Source organism: Mesorhizobium sp. BH1-1-5 (genome assembly GCF_020165615.1).
In the GTDB taxonomy this organism is placed as follows: Bacteria; Pseudomonadota; Alphaproteobacteria; order Rhizobiales; family Rhizobiaceae; genus Mesorhizobium.
In genome coordinates, this window is the sequence record NZ_JAIUIM010000014.1 from 79,861 (window position 1) to 94,958 (window position 15,098).

A 15,098-nucleotide genomic window follows, 5' to 3' on the forward strand; every position below is an offset into this window, starting at 1 on the left:
GCGAATGAGGCTGAAAGGTGACGTTGCATCTTCGCAACAGCGAATGTCAGCAGGCTAATTATGTTGCGCTGCACGCCGCTTGGTTCAAGGGGTCTTGCGACATATATTGCCGTGAACGGTGCCCCGCATCCGGCGGGGCGGACGCGTGTCCGGGCCGCTTCGCCACATTCCTGCCCTAGGTGGAAATGGCATTTAACGCTTGGCCCGTCATATTGTGCCGGCTTCCCGGAATCGTGAAGCCGATTGAGGATTGACAAGATGAGACAAGCCACGGCCGTCGCGCTGGTGACGGGTGGAGCAAGGCGGATCGGCAAGGCGATCGTCGAGGACCTGGCCGCCAATGGCTTCGCCGTCGCCATCCATGCCAACCGCTCCGGCAAGGAGGCCGAAGCGTTGGCAAGCAAGATCGCGGACGAGGGCGGCCGCGCCGCCGTGGTCGCCGCCGACCTCACCGACATGGATGCCGTCGGCGGCCTTGTCGGCCGTGCGCAAGCGGCGCTCGGCCCTGTCACGCTGCTGGTCAACAACGCTTCCCTGTTCGTCGACGACCGGGTCGAGGATTTCGACTGGCAGGCCTGGGATCGGCATTTCGCCATCCACGTGAAAACCCCGGCGCTCCTGGCGCAGACCTTTGCCCGCGCCCTTCCGCAAGGCGAGGAGGGGCTGATCGTCAACATCATCGACCAGCGCGTCTGGCGGCCGACGCCGCGTTATTTGTCCTATGCGCTGTCGAAATCGGCGCTGTGGACGCAGACCGAGATGCTGGCGCAGGCGCTAGGCCCGCGCATTCGCGTCAATGCCATAGGTCCAGGCCCGACACTGAAGAACAAGCGCCAGGACGACGATGATTTCGGCAAACAGGTCGAGGGCCTGATCCTGAAGCGCGGCCCGCAATTGCCCGAATTCGGCGCCACGATCCGCTATCTCTGGCAGGCGCGCTCGGTGACCGGCCAGATGATCGCGCTCGACGGCGGCCAGCATCTTGCGTGGCAGACGCCCGATGTGACAGGCATGGTGGAATGAGTCCCGCAGCCCAAAGACAGAAACGAAACGGCGCCGCCGACGATCTCCCGCCCGATGTCGATCTCGACATCGAGGACGAGGCGGCTGAGGAGCTCGTCGAGCCGGAGTCGATCCCGGCCGGCCCCGACGTCACCTTCACGGCGATCGACTGGACGCCGCATGCCGGCGATGCCGACGGCATGGTCGGCGCCGAGGTGATCCAGACCTTCGTCAAGCGGCTGCCCAACCAGCCCGGCGTCTACCGCATGATGAACGCCGCCGGCGACGTGCTCTATGTCGGCAAGGCGCGCAGCCTGAAGAAGCGTGTCACCAATTACGCGCAGGGGCGATTCCACACCGCCCGCATTGGCCGCATGGTGCGCGAGACCGCGACGATGGAATTCGTCGTCACCCGTACCGAGATCGAGGCGCTGCTGCTCGAGGCCAACCTCATCAAGCGGCTCAGGCCCCGCTTCAACGTGCTGATGCGGGACGACAAATCGTTCCCCTACATTCTTCTGACCGGCGACCATGTCTCGCCCGGCATCTACAAGCATCGCGGCGCGCGGTCGCGAAAAGGGGACTATTTCGGGCCGTTCGCCTCGGCCGGCGCGGTCGGCCGCACCATCAATTCGCTGCAGCGCGCCTTCCTGCTTCGAAGCTGCACCAACTCCTTCTACGAGAACCGCACGCGGCCGTGTCTGCTCTACCAGATCAAGCGCTGTGCCGGTCCCTGCACCGGCGAGATCTCGCATGAGGGCTATGCCGAGCTGGTCGAAGAAGCCAAGGATTTCCTGTCCGGCCGCAGCCAGAAGGTGAAGACCGAGATCTCGGCCGCCATGCAGCAGGCTTCCGAAGAGCTCGATTTCGAGCGCGCCGCCATCTACCGCGACCGTCTTGCCGCGCTCTCGCATGTGCAGGCGCATCAGGGCATCAACCCGCAGACGGTGGAGGAGGCCGACGTCTTCGCCATCCACCAGGAAGGCGGCCAGACCTGCATCCAGGTGTTCTTCTTCCGCACCGGCCAGAACTGGGGCAACCGCGCCTATTTCCCCAAGGCCGATCCGGCGCTGGAGCCGGCCGAGGTGCTGGGCTCGTTCCTGGCGCAATTCTATGACGACAAGCTGCCGGCGCGCACGCTGCTTCTGTCGCAGACCGCGCAGGAACAGGAACTGCTCGGCGAGGCGCTCTCCACCCATGCCGGCCGCAAGATTACGATCTTGGTGCCGCAGCGTGGCGAGAAGAAGGATCTGACCGACCACGCGCTGCAGAACGCGCGCGAGGCGCTAGGCCGCAGGCTGGCCGAGACCTCGACCCAGGCGCGGCTGCTCAAGGGTTTTGCAGAAACCTTCGGCCTGGAAAGACCGCCGGTGCGCATCGAGGTCTACGACAACTCGCACATCATGGGCACAAATGCCGTGGGAGCCATGGTCGTCGCCGGACCGGAAGGTTTCGTCAAGAACCAGTACCGCAAGTTCAACATCCGCTCGACCGAGATCACGCCGGGCGACGATTTCGGCATGATGCGCGAGGTGATGCAGCGGCGCTTTTCGCGGCTGCTCAAGGAGCATGGCGACGAGCAGCCCGGCCCGGTGGTCCAGGACGATGCCGGCGAGGAGGATCTGGTCGCCGGCAATGGCGGCTTCCCGGCCTGGCCCGACGTCATCCTGATCGACGGCGGCCAGGGCCAGATGACGGCCGTGCGCCAGATCCTTGCTGACCTCGGCGTCGAGGACCGCGTCATGGCAATAGGCATCGCCAAGGGTCCGGACCGAGACGCGGGCCGCGAGCGCTTCTTCGTCAAGGGCAAGGATTCCTTCATGCTGCCGGTGCGCGATCCGGTGCTCTATTTCGTCCAGCGCCTGCGCGACGAGGTGCACCGTTTCGCCATCGGCTCGCACCGGGCGCGGCGCAAGAAGGAGATGATCAAGAGCCCGCTCGACGAGATCGCCGGCATCGGTCCCGGCCGCAAGCGCGCCCTGCTGCTCGCCTTCGGCACCGCCAAGGCGGTCAGCCGCGCCGCGGTCGAGGACCTGGTCAAGGTCGACGGCATTTCCGAGCATGTGGCGAAACTGGTCTACAATCATTTTCATGAGAGCTGAGGGGCGGGCACGAAAGTTTGACGATGGTGTCCGCGTGGCGAGGAATGCTGTACCGTGGCGATTGGCCCAGACGCCCGTCCCATCGTCATCCACGGGCGGAGCAAGGAGCGAAGCGACGCGGCGCAGACCCGAGGATCCATTCCGTGACTTACGAGCTTTGCGGCGGTCTAGAACGGCCTCTGTTCTGCACCGTCTCCACCCCTCGCGCAAGATCACGGCATGGATCCTCGGGTCTGCGCAGGAGCTCCGCTCCTGCTCCGCCCGTGGATGACGAAGTTGCCTGGGCTTTGCCCAACTCTCGACATTGCAAGAAGAACCTGCGCCGAGGCGCCATGAATGGAGATGCCGGGGCCAAGAGAGGTGCTTCACGCCGACCTTCACGCCATTTTTCCCTGTCCAATCGAATCTCGGCTGTTGACCCCCTACATTGGCTTCTGATTTGAGTACCTCTGGCGGAGGAGATTTCCCGAGACGACATGGCACAACGCGCGTTCAACCTGCCGAACATCCTCACCTACGCCCGCATCGTCGCGGTGCCGCTGGTTGTGCTGTGCTTTTTTCTCGAGGGACATCTGAAGTCTTCCGACTTCGCCCGCTGGTCGGCGCTGGTCATTTTCCTGCTCGCCTCGATCACCGATTACTTCGACGGCTATTTTGCCCGCGCCTGGCAGCAGACCTCCAACATAGGCAAGATGCTGGATCCGATCGCCGACAAATTGCTGGTCGCCACCTGCCTGCTCCTGCTTGCCGCCGACACCGACCGCCACGCCGGCATCGCCGGCTGGTCGCTGTGGGCGGCGATCATCATCCTGTGCCGCGAGATCCTGGTTTCGGGCCTGCGCGAATATCTGGCCGCCTTGAAGGTCTCGGTGCCGGTGACCCAGCTCGCCAAGTGGAAGACCACCATCCAGATGGTCGCCATCGCCTTCCTGCTGGTCGGCCCGGCCGGCGACAAGATCTTTCCGCTGACCACCCAGATCGGTCTCGTGCTTTTGTGGGTCGCGGCGCTCGTCACGCTCTACACCGGTTACGATTATTTCCGCGCCGGCCTCAAGCACATCATGGACGAGTGAAGACAATGTCCACGAAGCTCATCTATTTCGCCTGGGTTCGCGAGCGGATCGGCAAGCCGGAAGAGGACGTCGAATTGCCCTCCGGCATCGAGACGGTCGCCGATCTGCTGCGCTGGCTGAAGTCGCGCGGTGAGGAATATGAGAACGCGCTGCAATACCCCGACGTCATCCGCGTCGCCATCAACCAGGAACATGTCGGCCACCGCGAGAAGATCGCGGGCGCGCGCGAGATCGCGTTGTTTCCGCCGATGACCGGGGGCTGAGATGGCCGGCGCCGTCGTGCCCGCCATCCGCATCCAGCGCGAGGATTTCGACGTCGCCGCCGAGATCGCCGGCCTGACCGAGCGCCGCGCCGATATCGGCGCCGTGGTCACCTTCTCCGGCCTTTGCCGCGACGAGCAGGGCGCGCTGTCGGCACTTGAGCTCGAGCACTATCCCGGCATGGCGGAGGCCGAGATCGGCCGCATTGCCGCGCAAGCCCTCGAGCGCTGGCCGCTGCAGGGGCTCACCGTCATCCATCGCCATGGCAAGATAGCGCCGGGCGAAAACATCGTGCTGGTGGTCGCGGCCTCGTCGCATCGCCAGGCGGCCTTCGAGGCGGCGAATTTCCTGATGGATTACCTGAAGTCGCGCGCGCCCTTCTGGAAGAAGGAGCATCTTGCCGACGGCTCCCAGGGCGGCTGGGTCGAGGCCAAGGAAGCCGACGATCGCGCGGCGGACCGCTGGAAGAAGCAGGGCGAATAATGCATGTCGCCCAGAAGTGCGCAGCGGTTCTGGGGCAACGACATGCATCAGAAAAAACTCCCGTTCGGCCATCGAACGACCGCAATCCTTGCCAAGCCTGCCGGTTGGTTTGATTTGCTTGGCGGAGCAGGGTCATGCTGGACAGGATCGCGGAGTTCTTCATCTTCGGGCTGGTGCCGTTGGTTGTCGGCGTGCTTGCCGTGCCGGAAGTGACCAATGCCGGCGAGAAGACGATCGCGGGCGAGGTGATTTATCGCGAGCGCATCGCCCTGCCGCCCGATGCCGTGCTCATGGTCGAACTCGCCGACGTCTCGCTGGCCGATGCGCCGGCAACCGTGATCGCCAAGCGCAGGATAGCCCCCACCGACCAGGTGCCGATCAAATTCGAGATCGGCTTCGACCCCAAGGCGATCCAAAAGGGCCGGACCTACACGCTGCAGGCGCGCATCACGGTCGGCGAGCGGCTGATGTTCATCGCCGATACAGGCCACCAGGTCGATCCGCTGGCCGCCAAACCTCAAACGGTATTGGTAAGAATGGCGCGCTGACGTCGCGTCGGAGCGGGCTCAACACTGCCAGCAGACCGGCTGCGGTCCGTGTCCGGTCGGGCGGCTTGATGCAATGGCCACGCACTGCGAAACATATTGCTGTCGCCAGGGAAAATATCGAAACTTGATTGACAAGATATCGATTTCTAATACTCTGAAATCGATATCTGAGCGAGGTTGGCGTGAAAACTACGATTTCCCAGGATATTCGCGATCCGGCTTTTCTCTCGGGCAAGCCGAAGCCTCTGGGGCGGGGCAAACGCGCCATCGTGACCGCCGTCGTGGTTGCGCTCGTGCTGGCCCTGGCGCTGCGCATCGTCGCCAGCGGGGCCATCAACTGGCCGATTACCTTCGGCTTCTTCTTCCATCCGGCGATTCTCGACGGCCTGGTCATGACGCTCGAGCTGACGGCGCTCTCGATGATCGTCGGCGTGCTGCTTGGCGTCGCATTGGCCGTGATGGCGATCTCGCGATATCCGGCGGTGTCCGCCGCGTCGGCGCTTTACGTCTGGATCTTCCGGGGCACGCCGCTGCTCGTGCAGCTGATTTTCTGGTTCAACATCGCGCTGGTGTTCCCGGTGGTCGGCATTGGTGCCTGGCAGGTCTCGATCAACAGCCTGGTGACGCCGTTCGCGGCAGCCTTGCTGGGATTGGGCCTCAACGAGGCCGCCTATATGGCCGAGATCGTGCGCGCCGGCATCAAGTCGGTCGACAGCGGGCAAGGCGAGGCGGCCGTCAGCGTTGGCCTCAACCGGCGCCAGGTCATGAACAGCGTGATCCTGCCGCAGGCGCTCAAGGTCATCATCCCGCCGACGGCCAATCAGACGATCGGCATGCTGAAGAACACCTCGCTGGTCTCGGTCATCGGCGCGCAGGAATTGCTGACCAAGACCGAAGACATCTACGCCCGCAACTTCCAGGTCATCGAGCTCCTGATCGTCGCCTCGCTCTGGTACCTGGTGCTGACCACGGTCGCCTCCGCCTTCCAGTTCTGGCTCGAGCGCCGGTTCGGGGACAGTCGCGCTGTCGAGGTCATTGCCGGTGTCCAGCCATGACCGTCCCCATGCCGATGCGCTCGAAACAGGCAAATGAAGCCGCGACGCAGCCCATGCTCGGCGCGCGCCACATCGGCAAGGCCTTCGGCGCGCATGTCGTGCTGAGGGACGTCTCGCTAGAAGTCGAGCGCGGCGAGGTCGTGTGCATCATCGGCCCGTCAGGCTCGGGCAAGAGCACGTTCCTGCGCTGCATCAACTTCCTCGAAGTGCCCGATGCCGGCGGGGTCTGGGTCGATGGCGAGCGTATCGGCTGCCAGGAGGTGGACGGCGTGCTGTGGGAGGTTCCCTCGGCCGTCCTTGCCCGTCAGCGCGCCGCCATGGGCATGGTTTTCCAGCGCTTCAATCTGTTTGGCCACCTGACGGCGGTGGACAACGTCGCGCTTGCCCTGCGGCTGGTCAAGCGCATGCCGCGGCCAAAGGCGCGCGAACGGGCGATGGCGGTGCTCGCCTCCGTCGGCATGGAGCGCTTCGCCGGCCATCGCCCGGCGCAGCTTTCCGGCGGCCAGCAGCAGCGCGTCGCCATCGCGCGGGCGGTGGCGATGGAACCCAAGGTGCTTTTGTTCGACGAGCCGACCTCGGCGCTCGATCCGGAGCTTGTCCACGAGGTGCTCTCGGTGATGGGCAATCTGGCCGGGCAGGGGATGACGATGGTCGTCGTCACCCACGAGATCGGCTTCGCGCGCGAGGTCAGCAACCGCACCGTCTTCATGGATGGCGGCGCGATCGTCGAGCAGGGGGCGTCGGCGCAGGTGCTGGGCCAGCCGTCGGAACCGCGCACCAGGGCATTTCTGTCGAAGATCAAATGAAAGGAGCAGCCCCGCGTCGCGGGCTGAGCAGGCAATGAAAGCCAGGAAGATCGCCGTCGTCGGTGTCGGGGCAATGGGCAGCATGGCGCTTTGGCAATTGGCCAGGCGAGGGCACGAGGTCGTCGGCTTCGACCGCATGGGCGTGCCGCACGACACCAGCGCGCATGGCGCCGAGTCCCGCATCTTCCGGCTCGCCTATCGCGAGGGCAAGGAATACATCCCCCTGCTCAAGCGCTCGCTGGAGCTCTGGCGGGAATTGCAGTCGACCTCCGACCGCAAGTTCCATTTCCCGATCGGCTGCCTCTACATCGGCGAACGCGACGCGGACTGGCTCCTTGGCACCATCGAAGGCGCGCGCGAGCATGATGTCCGCCACGAGGTGCTTGACGAACAGGAGCTTCGCCGGCGCTTTCCCCAGCACAGGCTGGAGGGCGGCGAGTTCGCCCTTCTCGACACCGACGGCGCCCTGCTGCGGCCCGAGCTCGGGGTGAGGGCCGCGGTCAGGGCGGCGCAGGCGGCGGGTGCCACCCTGCACCAGGGCTGCGCCGTCGAGCGCATCGTGCCCGAGGCCGGCGGTGTGGCGATCACCGTCGGCGGCAAGACCGAGCATTTCGACGCCACGGTCGTCACCTGCGGCGCCTGGGGAACGAGGGCGATCGAAGGACCGTCGCCGCAATTCATCGCCCGGCGCCTCGTCGGCACCTGGTTCGGCGTCGACGACGTCGCGGCCTATCTCCCGGAGCGCTTCCCGGTCTGTATCCGGCGCACGTCAGAAATCGATTACTCAGGCTTCCCCTCCATGGATGGCTGGACGATCAAGGTCATGCCGCCGGTCAATTTCCTCAGCAACATCGATCCCTCCCGCGTCGACCGGACAGTCTCCTACGACGACACCGCGATCATGCGCCGCGTGGCCCGGACCCTGCTCGAAGGGGTCGATCCGGAGCCGGTGCGCTCCGGCGTCTATCTCGACGGCTTCACCACCGACAACCATCCGATCATCGACCACCATCCCGCAAGCGAGCGGATCGTGATCGCGGCCGGCTTTTCGGGCCATGGCTACAAGATGGCGCCGGCGGTCGGCGTCGCGGTGGCCGATCTCATCGACAGCGGCGGCGACAATTACATCCGCCACCATTTCTCGGCCCACCGGCCGAGCCTCCAGGTGGCATGACAGGCAATTCAAAACCGGCCGCGAGGCCGGGCAACCGACCGCGTCAAGCGGCAAACAGAGGAGAACGGAAATGAGCATTCTTACCACGGCCGGCCGGGCGATCGCCCTTGCCTCCGCGCTTCTTGGCGGCACCTATGCGGTGCTCGCCGCGGACCTGAAGATCGGTCCCAACAGCACGCCTCTTTCGGTCGATGCCTCGGCCGATCTCGCGGGCAAGGTTCCGGACGCCTTCAAGGGCGGCGCGCTGAAGATCGCGACGGATCCGAGCTCGCCGCCCTACACCTACTATCAGGCGGATGGTCAGACGCTCGTCGGCGCCGATATCGATCTCGGCAATGCGGTCGCCGCCAAGCTCGGCCTCAAGGCTGAGTGGTCGGCCGTAAAATTCCCCGGCATCATCGCCGCCATCGAGGCCAAGCGCTTCGACACCGCGCTCACCGGCATGGGCGACACGCCAGCCCGCGAGCAGAAGCTGGACTTCGTCGACTATTCCACCGACGGCAACGCCATCGTCGTCCTGAAGGGCAATCCGCTGGCGATCAAGACCATCGCAGACCTGTGCGGCAAGCATGTCGCCGTGCTGCAGGGCTCGGTCATGCAGGGCCTTGTCGAGAAGCAGGACGGCAAATGCGCCGACAAGAAGATCGACATCCAGGTCTTCCAGGATATCAACCAGGCGCTGCTCCAGGTCCGCACCAAGCGCGCCGACGCGACGATGTACCAGTATGGCGTCGCGGCCTATGTGATCCAGACCTCGCCAGACGCCGCCGGTCTCGAGGTGCTCGCCTTCGAGCAATACGGCACCGGCTACAACGCCATGCCTTTCCGCAAATCCGACAGCGCCTTGCGTGATGCCGTGCAGGCGGCGCTAACCGAGATGAAGGCGGACGGCAGCTACGAAAAGATCCTCACCGCATGGGGCATGCAGGCCAACGGCCTCGAAAAGATCACCGTCAATGACGGGCTGCGTTTCAACCAGCCGAGCAATTGAAGGCTCGCCGAATACCGCAAGGAGAAGTAAAATGGCAGTTCGAGTTCTATATTGTGGGGACACCCAGGCCGAAACGCTGATCACGGCGAAGGGCATGGACACGTTCATCCACAATTACTACCGGGATTCGGCGCGCGTGCTGCGGGAGGCGCTGAGCCCACGGCCCGGCATCGAACTCACCCATATGCCCGCCGACAAGATACGCGCCGAGTTTCCGATGACGCCGGAGCAGTTCGCGAAGTGGGACGTCATCATCCTCAGTGACGTCGGCTACAACAACTTCGCGCTGCTGCCGGGCAATCGCGAGCGCCTCGTGCCGATGGGACCGGACCGCATCGGCAACTTCCGCAAATGGGTCGAGGGCGGCGGCGGCCTGATCATGGCCGGCGGCTACACCACTTTCTCCGGCATCGAAGGCAAGGGCATCTGGGGCGGCACGCCGATCGAGGCGGTGCTGCCCGTCACGATCATGCGCGGCATCGATGACCGCATCGAGGTTCCGGAGGGCGCCACCCTGGATGTGACGGTGGCGGATCATCCGATCCTGAAAGGTGTCGCGTTCGACAAAGACAGCATCATCCTCGGTTACAATCAGGTGACCGCCAAATCCGACGCCAAGGTGCTGATGAAAGTGCGCGGCGACGTCTTCATGGCCGTGGCCGAAGTCGGCAAAGGACGTTCGATTGCTTACACGACCGACCCTGTATATCACTGGTGCGGCAATCTTCACGAATGGGAAGCTTATGGCCTGATGTGGGAGCGCATGGCCAAGTGGGCGGCACGTGAAATCTAGGATTTGACTTGTCGATGGGATCGCGTTGCCGCCATGCCGGATTTTGTTCCGTATACTGCAGCAACAATCGACGCGCCTTTGCTCCCGTGAAGGTTTCATGACTTACGGCCTCGGCCGGCCCTTTGCCGGGCGGGCCGAGGCTCAACACCACCGCCGTCGGGATCAGATTTGACCGCAACCATCTATGATGTAGCCCGTCACGCCGGGGTTTCGGCCGCCACGGTCTCGCGCGTCGTCAATGGCCTCAAGGTGCGCGAGGACCTCGCGGAGCGGGTGAAGGCGTCGGTGGCGCAACTGGGATACCGGCCGAGCCGTACCGCCCAGCGGATGCGCACCTCGGCATCGCATTTGTGGGCGCTGATCGTTCCCGATTTCGAGAACACCTTTTTCACGCGCCTGGCGCGCGGCCTCGAGCAGGTCTGCCGGCCGCGCGACACCTGTGTCTTCATCGGCAGCTCGGATGACGATCCGGAGAAGGAGCGGCACTATCTCGACGTCGCGCTGGCCGAGCGGGTGGGAGGTGTCGTGATCGCGCCGTCGTCGGACGCCACCGATCTGACAAAAGTCGCGGAGGCAGGAATTCCGGTGGTCATCGTGGACCGGGCTCTGCCAGGCAATGCCTACGACACGATATTGACCAACAATCTGTCGGGCGGCGCGCTCGCGGCCGGGCATCTCGAGACATTGGGCTTTCGCAAGGCCGTTTGCATTGCCGGCCCGCTGAACCCCACCAGCGACGCGCGCCTGCAAGGCTTTGTCGAGGCGGCGAAACAGAAGCAGGGTCTGGACATCGTCCGCATCGAGCATGCGAACAATCGCGTCGACGGCGGCTACCTCGCCATGCGGCGCATCCTGGAGGAGCGGACAGCGTTCGATAGCCTGTTCGTCACCAACAATTTGATGGCCGTCGGCTCGATCAAGGCGCTCGAGGACGCCGCCCCCGGACGCAAGGACGACATCGGCATCATCGGCTTCGATCTCAAGGAGATTCCGTTTCTCAGCGGCAGGCACATGGCCTCGATCGATCAGGACCCCCATGAGATAGGCCGCATCGCTGGCGAGCGGATTCTGGAGCAGCGGCAGGATGGATCGAGCCCCGGCTGCTGGATCGAGCTGCCGCCGACTTTGGCGACGTTCGATGCGAATCCGTCTCTGATTGTGCCCCGATATTCTTCCGCCACATAAGCGCTTCCCGTCACAATTGACGCCGCCATCTCGAACCCCTAGGCTCCCTCGAAAATGGGGATGGGGTTCCCCCGAAACCGCCCTTATGGGCTGATGACTCCTGCCAGGCGTGCTCTCGCGCGGCAGGATTTGTTTTTCCCGCTCTCGCATCAGGCCTGATTTCGTGAAGTGATTCCGGTGCGGAATCGCGTTTGGAAAGGCATTGAAGCGATGACCCTTGCGGCCTGCGCCCTGGTCCTGATCGGCGGTTTCCTCGGCGGCATTTCCCGCTTTTTCCTCTCCGGCGTGGTCGGCCGCGGCGTCGGCGAGACCTTTCCCTGGGGCACGCTGGCGGTCAACGTTTCAGGCGCCTTGGCCATCGGCGCCTTCGCCGGCGCCGCGCGATCGGTCGGCGGCGTCTTCGCCAGCGATCTCGTGCGCGACCTGATCGTCGTCGGCCTGTTCGGCGGTTACACCACCGTGTCGTCCTTTTGCCTGCAGACGCTCAACCTCGCGCTCGACGGCGAGGGCCGGCTCGCCGCCTTCAACGTCGTCGCTTCGTCGGTGCTGTGCGTGCTGTTCGTCGCGCTCGGTTTCTGGGCGATCGTCTGGATTTCTGGTTCAGCCACCGGCATGGCGGGCTGAGCGATGACGGACAGGCGGATGGCGATGCGGCTTTATCTGGCGGTCGGTGGCGGTGCCGCCATCGGCTCGCTGGCCCGCTTCCTGTCGGGCTATGTCATCGTCTCGTTGCTCGGCCTGAACGCGCTTTGGTCGACCGCTTTCGTCAATGTCGTCGGCTCGGGGGTCATCATGGCCTTTGCCACGCTGACCGGGCCGGACGGCCGCCTGATGGTCGGCCCGGCTGGCCGCAATTTCGTCATGGCCGGCTTCTGTGGCGGCCTCACCACGTTTTCGGCGATGAGCCTCGATACCTTCATCCTGCTGTTCGAGGGCGACTGGCCACTGGCCGCGACCTATCTCATCAGTGTGGTCGGGCTGTCGCTTGCCGCCGCGTGGCTGGGCTATCTTATGGCATCCAGGCTCAACCGCTTGCCGGTCGACAGGTGACAAGGAGGAGAACATGGAACTTCCCGCGCAATGCGCGCTTCTCAGGATCTTCTTCGGCGAGGATGACAGGGCGGCTGATGGCAAGCCGCTGCATGAGGCGATCGTCATCAAGGCGCGCGAAACCGGCATGGCCGGCGCCACGGTGCTGAGAGGTCCGCTCGGCTTCGGCCGCTCCAGCGTGCTGCACACCGCCAAGATCCTGCGCCTGTCGCAGGATCTGCCGATCGTCGTCGAGATCGTCGACGCGCCGGAGAAGATCGATGCGCTGATCCCCGAGATCAAGGCGCTGACGAGTAAGAAGAGCTGCCTGATCACCAGGGAGAAGGTCGAGGTCATCCGCTACGGCGACGGGGACTGAATCCGCCCATCCCCATCAGCCGCCGCGAAGACGGCGGCCGATCGTCGCTTCGTCGAAGACACCGGCGGAGAACAGTCTCATGGCCTCTGCGGCCAGGTCCGATGCCTCGGAGCTTCCCCCGGTGATGCCGCGCTCTGCGCAGATCAGGTCATAGACACGCTTCAACACGACGAGATCGTCCGGATACGCAACGCCACTTTTAGAAACATGAGGTTTGATCATGCTTCCCTCCCTGGTTTCGGCGGAAGCGCGATGGTCGCTTACAGCCGGCGACACCCTGGTCCGCTTTGTCGCCGGTGTCGGTGAACCTAGGGCGCGCGGCAGGCGCGACCACCCCAAAACGAAACGGCCCGCTTGGGCGGGCCGTTTCGGCGAAATTCAAAGTTCCGGTTCAGCCGACGATCTCGGTGTCCGAGAACCAGTATTTGATCTCCTGCGCGGCGGTTTCGGGCGCGTCCGAGCCATGCACCGAATTCTCGCCGATCGACAGCGCATGCACCTTGCGGATGGTGCCCTCGGCGGCATTGGCCGGGTTGGTGGCGCCCATCACTTCGCGGTTCTTGGCAATGGCGTTCTCGCCTTCCAGAACCTGCACGATGGTCGGAGCCGACGACATGAACTCCACCAGTTCGCCGAAGAACGGCCGATCCTTGTGGACGGCGTAGAACCCTTCCGCCTCGCGGCGGCTCATCCATACGCGACGCGATGCGACGACGCGCAGGCCGGCATCTTCCAACATCTTGGTGATGGCGCCGGTGAGATTGCGCCGGGTCGCGTCCGGCTTGATCATGGAGAAGGTGCGTTCGATCGCCATAGGGTCGTCCTTGTTCTGGGAATGGAAATTGGAGTGGCGGGCTCTATACAAGCCGCCCGGCGGCTTGCCAAGGGGAGGCGGCTTCTGGTCAAGGCCGGCCCTTTGCGGGATAATTAGACGGCTGCGCGCGCTTCGGGCGCCTGCTCCCGAACACTCGCGGCTGCGGAGTCGAAGGCGATGAGTTGGCCTTATCTCAGGCGCGGCGACATTGTGGGTATCGTCTTCATGGCGCTGATGTGCGCCGTGATTGTCTTCTTTCTGCTGGTCCTGCCGCCGCGGGATCACAATTTCGGCTTCGGCCCGGAATGGCAATGTACGCGCATGGGCGAAGGCGACCCGATCTGCGTCAAGCTGGTCGACAAGGATGCGCTCAAGCAGAATTAAAGCGCAACCTCTATGGTCAGCGCTGGCGCATCGCCGGCCTTCAGCCCCTCTCTTTGCCGCACCGAGGCGTTGAGCGGCAAAAGCAGGCTGCCCGATGCCTTGTCGGGGAAAAGCGACGTGCTCCACCTTGTCTTGCCGATGACAGCCGTGACGCCGAGCGAGTCCCACGGGCGCGCCAACCCCGCCATCGCCGCCTTGATCCGAGTCGCGACGTCCGTCGGCACCGTCACGAAATGCCAGCCGCCCTTGCCGGGATAGACCCAGATCTCAGCCTGCATCTCATAGCGCAACATCCCAGCGCTCGCGGCGTTCACGCCGCCGCGGCCACCTGTCTGCCGATCCCGCCATGCAGGTCGAGGCAGCGTTCGAACCAGCGGGCAATGCCGTCGCTGTCGTCGAGCAACTGGAAAGGCGAGGCGATGCGACCCCATTGCAGCGCCCCGAACACGATATAGTCGGCAAACAGCGGCGCCTCGCCGCCGATGAAGGGCTGGTAGGTGAGCGTCGAGCGCAGCGGCTCCAGCGCGGCGCGGAAGGCCGAGAGCCCGGCATCGCGGTTGGCCACGACATCCTCCAGCCGCTTGCCGTAGCGCTGCTCGCGGCTTTCGCGGAAATAGGCAGCGTTCGGCCCGTCCTGCATGGCGTGCAGATCGGTCAGCGCCACCGTTGCGATATACGGGTGGATGGTGAATTGCGACCAGCGCTCGACGAAGCGCGCCATCGCCTTGCCGCCTTCGCCCGAAAACAGCGTCGGCCGTTCCGGATAGGCTTCGTCGAGATAGAGCGCGATGGCGAAGGAATCGGCCACCACGCGCTCGCCGTCGCGGATCACCGGCACCGTCTTCGAAACGCCGCCTTCGACCTTCGGCACGTCCAGGAAGCGCGTTGGCACCTTGGTGGCGGCAAGCCCCTTATGCGCCAATGCCATCTTGGTCTTCCAGCAATGCGGGCTGAACGGGCGGGCGGTATCATGGCCGACGAGGTCGTAAAGCAGAATGGTCATTGGCGGGTCCGTTGCT

The 15,098-nt window shown here is 64.4% G+C and carries 20 protein-coding genes and 1 riboswitch; of the genes, 16 read left to right on the top strand and 4 right to left on the bottom strand.

All coding sequences use genetic code 11. The annotated features are described in order from the left end of the window. The first annotated feature begins 258 nt into the window (after positions 1-258). The 15 genes from LB572_RS19625 to LB572_RS19695 all read left to right on the top strand — a co-directional run bounded on the left by LB572_RS19625 (position 259) and on the right by LB572_RS19695 (position 12,881). Complete coding sequence (locus LB572_RS19625) at positions 259-1,023, top strand: SDR family oxidoreductase (protein WP_140807442.1); 765 nt, start codon at positions 259-261, stop codon at positions 1,021-1,023. Continuing rightward, on the top strand, positions 1,020-3,104 hold the full coding sequence (uvrC, locus tag LB572_RS19630) for an excinuclease ABC subunit UvrC (RefSeq protein WP_224668869.1): 2,085 nt from the start codon (positions 1,020-1,022) through the stop codon (positions 3,102-3,104). Before LB572_RS19625 ends, uvrC begins: the two co-directional genes overlap by 4 nt. A gap of 476 nt (positions 3,105-3,580) precedes the next feature. Then, complete coding sequence (gene pgsA, locus LB572_RS19635) at positions 3,581-4,177, top strand: CDP-diacylglycerol--glycerol-3-phosphate 3-phosphatidyltransferase (protein ID WP_027165584.1); 597 nt, start codon at positions 3,581-3,583, stop codon at positions 4,175-4,177. A 5-nt stretch (positions 4,178-4,182) separates the two neighbouring features. Beyond that, the gene (gene moaD / locus LB572_RS19640; RefSeq protein WP_041001878.1) at positions 4,183-4,440 is read left to right on the top strand and encodes a molybdopterin converting factor subunit 1; all 258 of its coding nucleotides are present in this window, start codon (positions 4,183-4,185) and stop codon (positions 4,438-4,440) included. 1 nt (position 4,441) lies between these two features. Beyond that, the gene (locus LB572_RS19645; RefSeq protein ID WP_224668870.1) at positions 4,442-4,921 is read left to right on the top strand and encodes a molybdenum cofactor biosynthesis protein MoaE; all 480 of its coding nucleotides are present in this window, start codon (positions 4,442-4,444) and stop codon (positions 4,919-4,921) included. Between the two features lie 134 nt (positions 4,922-5,055). Next, complete coding sequence (locus LB572_RS19650; protein WP_140805177.1) at positions 5,056-5,469, top strand: YbaY family lipoprotein; 414 nt, start codon at positions 5,056-5,058, stop codon at positions 5,467-5,469. Between the two features lie 182 nt (positions 5,470-5,651). Further along, positions 5,652-6,524, top strand: coding sequence for an amino acid ABC transporter permease (locus tag LB572_RS19655; protein ID WP_210242035.1), 873 nt, complete (start codon positions 5,652-5,654; stop codon positions 6,522-6,524). Next, positions 6,521-7,330 (top strand): amino acid ABC transporter ATP-binding protein, encoded by an 810-nt coding sequence (locus LB572_RS19660; RefSeq protein WP_224668871.1) that lies wholly within the window; start codon positions 6,521-6,523, stop codon positions 7,328-7,330. The genes LB572_RS19655 and LB572_RS19660 overlap by 4 nt, the downstream gene beginning before the upstream one ends. 34 nt (positions 7,331-7,364) lie before the next feature. After that, positions 7,365-8,504, top strand: a complete 1,140-nt coding sequence (gene solA, locus LB572_RS19665) for an N-methyl-L-tryptophan oxidase (RefSeq protein WP_224668872.1) — start codon at positions 7,365-7,367, stop codon at positions 8,502-8,504. A gap of 70 nt (positions 8,505-8,574) precedes the next feature. Beyond that, positions 8,575-9,495 carry an ABC transporter substrate-binding protein gene (locus tag LB572_RS19670; RefSeq protein ID WP_181179506.1) on the top strand — a complete coding sequence of 307 codons (921 nt, stop codon included), beginning with the start codon at positions 8,575-8,577 and terminating at the stop codon, positions 9,493-9,495. A 31-nt stretch (positions 9,496-9,526) separates the two neighbouring features. Further along, positions 9,527-10,288 (top strand): glutamine amidotransferase, encoded by a 762-nt coding sequence (locus LB572_RS19675; RefSeq protein ID WP_224668873.1) that lies wholly within the window; start codon positions 9,527-9,529, stop codon positions 10,286-10,288. A 168-nt stretch (positions 10,289-10,456) separates the two neighbouring features. After that, positions 10,457-11,473 (top strand): LacI family DNA-binding transcriptional regulator, encoded by a 1,017-nt coding sequence (locus tag LB572_RS19680; RefSeq protein ID WP_224668874.1) that lies wholly within the window; start codon positions 10,457-10,459, stop codon positions 11,471-11,473. A gap of 47 nt (positions 11,474-11,520) precedes the next feature. Further along, positions 11,521-11,583: riboswitch (Fluoride riboswitch) on the top strand. A 100-nt stretch (positions 11,584-11,683) separates the two neighbouring features. Next, complete coding sequence (crcB, locus tag LB572_RS19685; protein ID WP_140805187.1) at positions 11,684-12,097, top strand: fluoride efflux transporter CrcB; 414 nt, start codon at positions 11,684-11,686, stop codon at positions 12,095-12,097. Positions 12,098-12,100: 3 nt separating this feature from the next. After that, a complete protein-coding gene (gene crcB / locus LB572_RS19690; protein ID WP_224668875.1) occupies positions 12,101-12,523 on the top strand; it encodes a fluoride efflux transporter CrcB in 423 nt (140 codons plus the stop codon). Between the two features lie 13 nt (positions 12,524-12,536). After that, positions 12,537-12,881, top strand: coding sequence for a DUF190 domain-containing protein (locus LB572_RS19695; protein ID WP_140805191.1), 345 nt, complete (start codon positions 12,537-12,539; stop codon positions 12,879-12,881). Positions 12,882-12,896: 15 nt separating this feature from the next. Here LB572_RS19695 and LB572_RS19700 read toward each other — a convergent pair whose 3' ends face one another. Together LB572_RS19700 and ndk are read right to left on the bottom strand one after the other, a co-directional pair. After that, positions 12,897-13,103: a hypothetical protein gene (locus LB572_RS19700; RefSeq protein WP_140805193.1), complete on the bottom strand. Its 207-nt coding sequence runs from the start codon at positions 13,101-13,103 to the stop codon at positions 12,897-12,899. Positions 13,104-13,272: 169 nt separating this feature from the next. Further along, entirely contained in the window at positions 13,273-13,695 is a 423-nt protein-coding gene (gene ndk, locus LB572_RS19705; protein ID WP_041010781.1) for a nucleoside-diphosphate kinase, read from the bottom strand. Positions 13,696-13,872: 177 nt separating this feature from the next. Here ndk and LB572_RS19710 point away from each other — a divergent pair, with 177 nt between their 5' ends. Further along, the gene (locus tag LB572_RS19710; protein WP_140805195.1) at positions 13,873-14,079 is read left to right on the top strand and encodes a hypothetical protein; all 207 of its coding nucleotides are present in this window, start codon (positions 13,873-13,875) and stop codon (positions 14,077-14,079) included. Here the strand turns inward: LB572_RS19710 and LB572_RS19715 are convergent. Both LB572_RS19715 and LB572_RS19720 read right to left on the bottom strand, forming a co-directional pair. Then, entirely contained in the window at positions 14,076-14,372 is a 297-nt protein-coding gene (locus LB572_RS19715) for a DUF1905 domain-containing protein (protein WP_224668876.1), read from the bottom strand. The two genes, LB572_RS19710 and LB572_RS19715, sit on opposite strands and share 4 nt — an antisense overlap. 17 nt (positions 14,373-14,389) lie before the next feature. Further along, positions 14,390-15,082 (bottom strand): glutathione S-transferase family protein, encoded by a 693-nt coding sequence (locus LB572_RS19720; RefSeq protein ID WP_224668877.1) that lies wholly within the window; start codon positions 15,080-15,082, stop codon positions 14,390-14,392. Between the last annotated feature and the right edge of the window lie 16 nt (positions 15,083-15,098).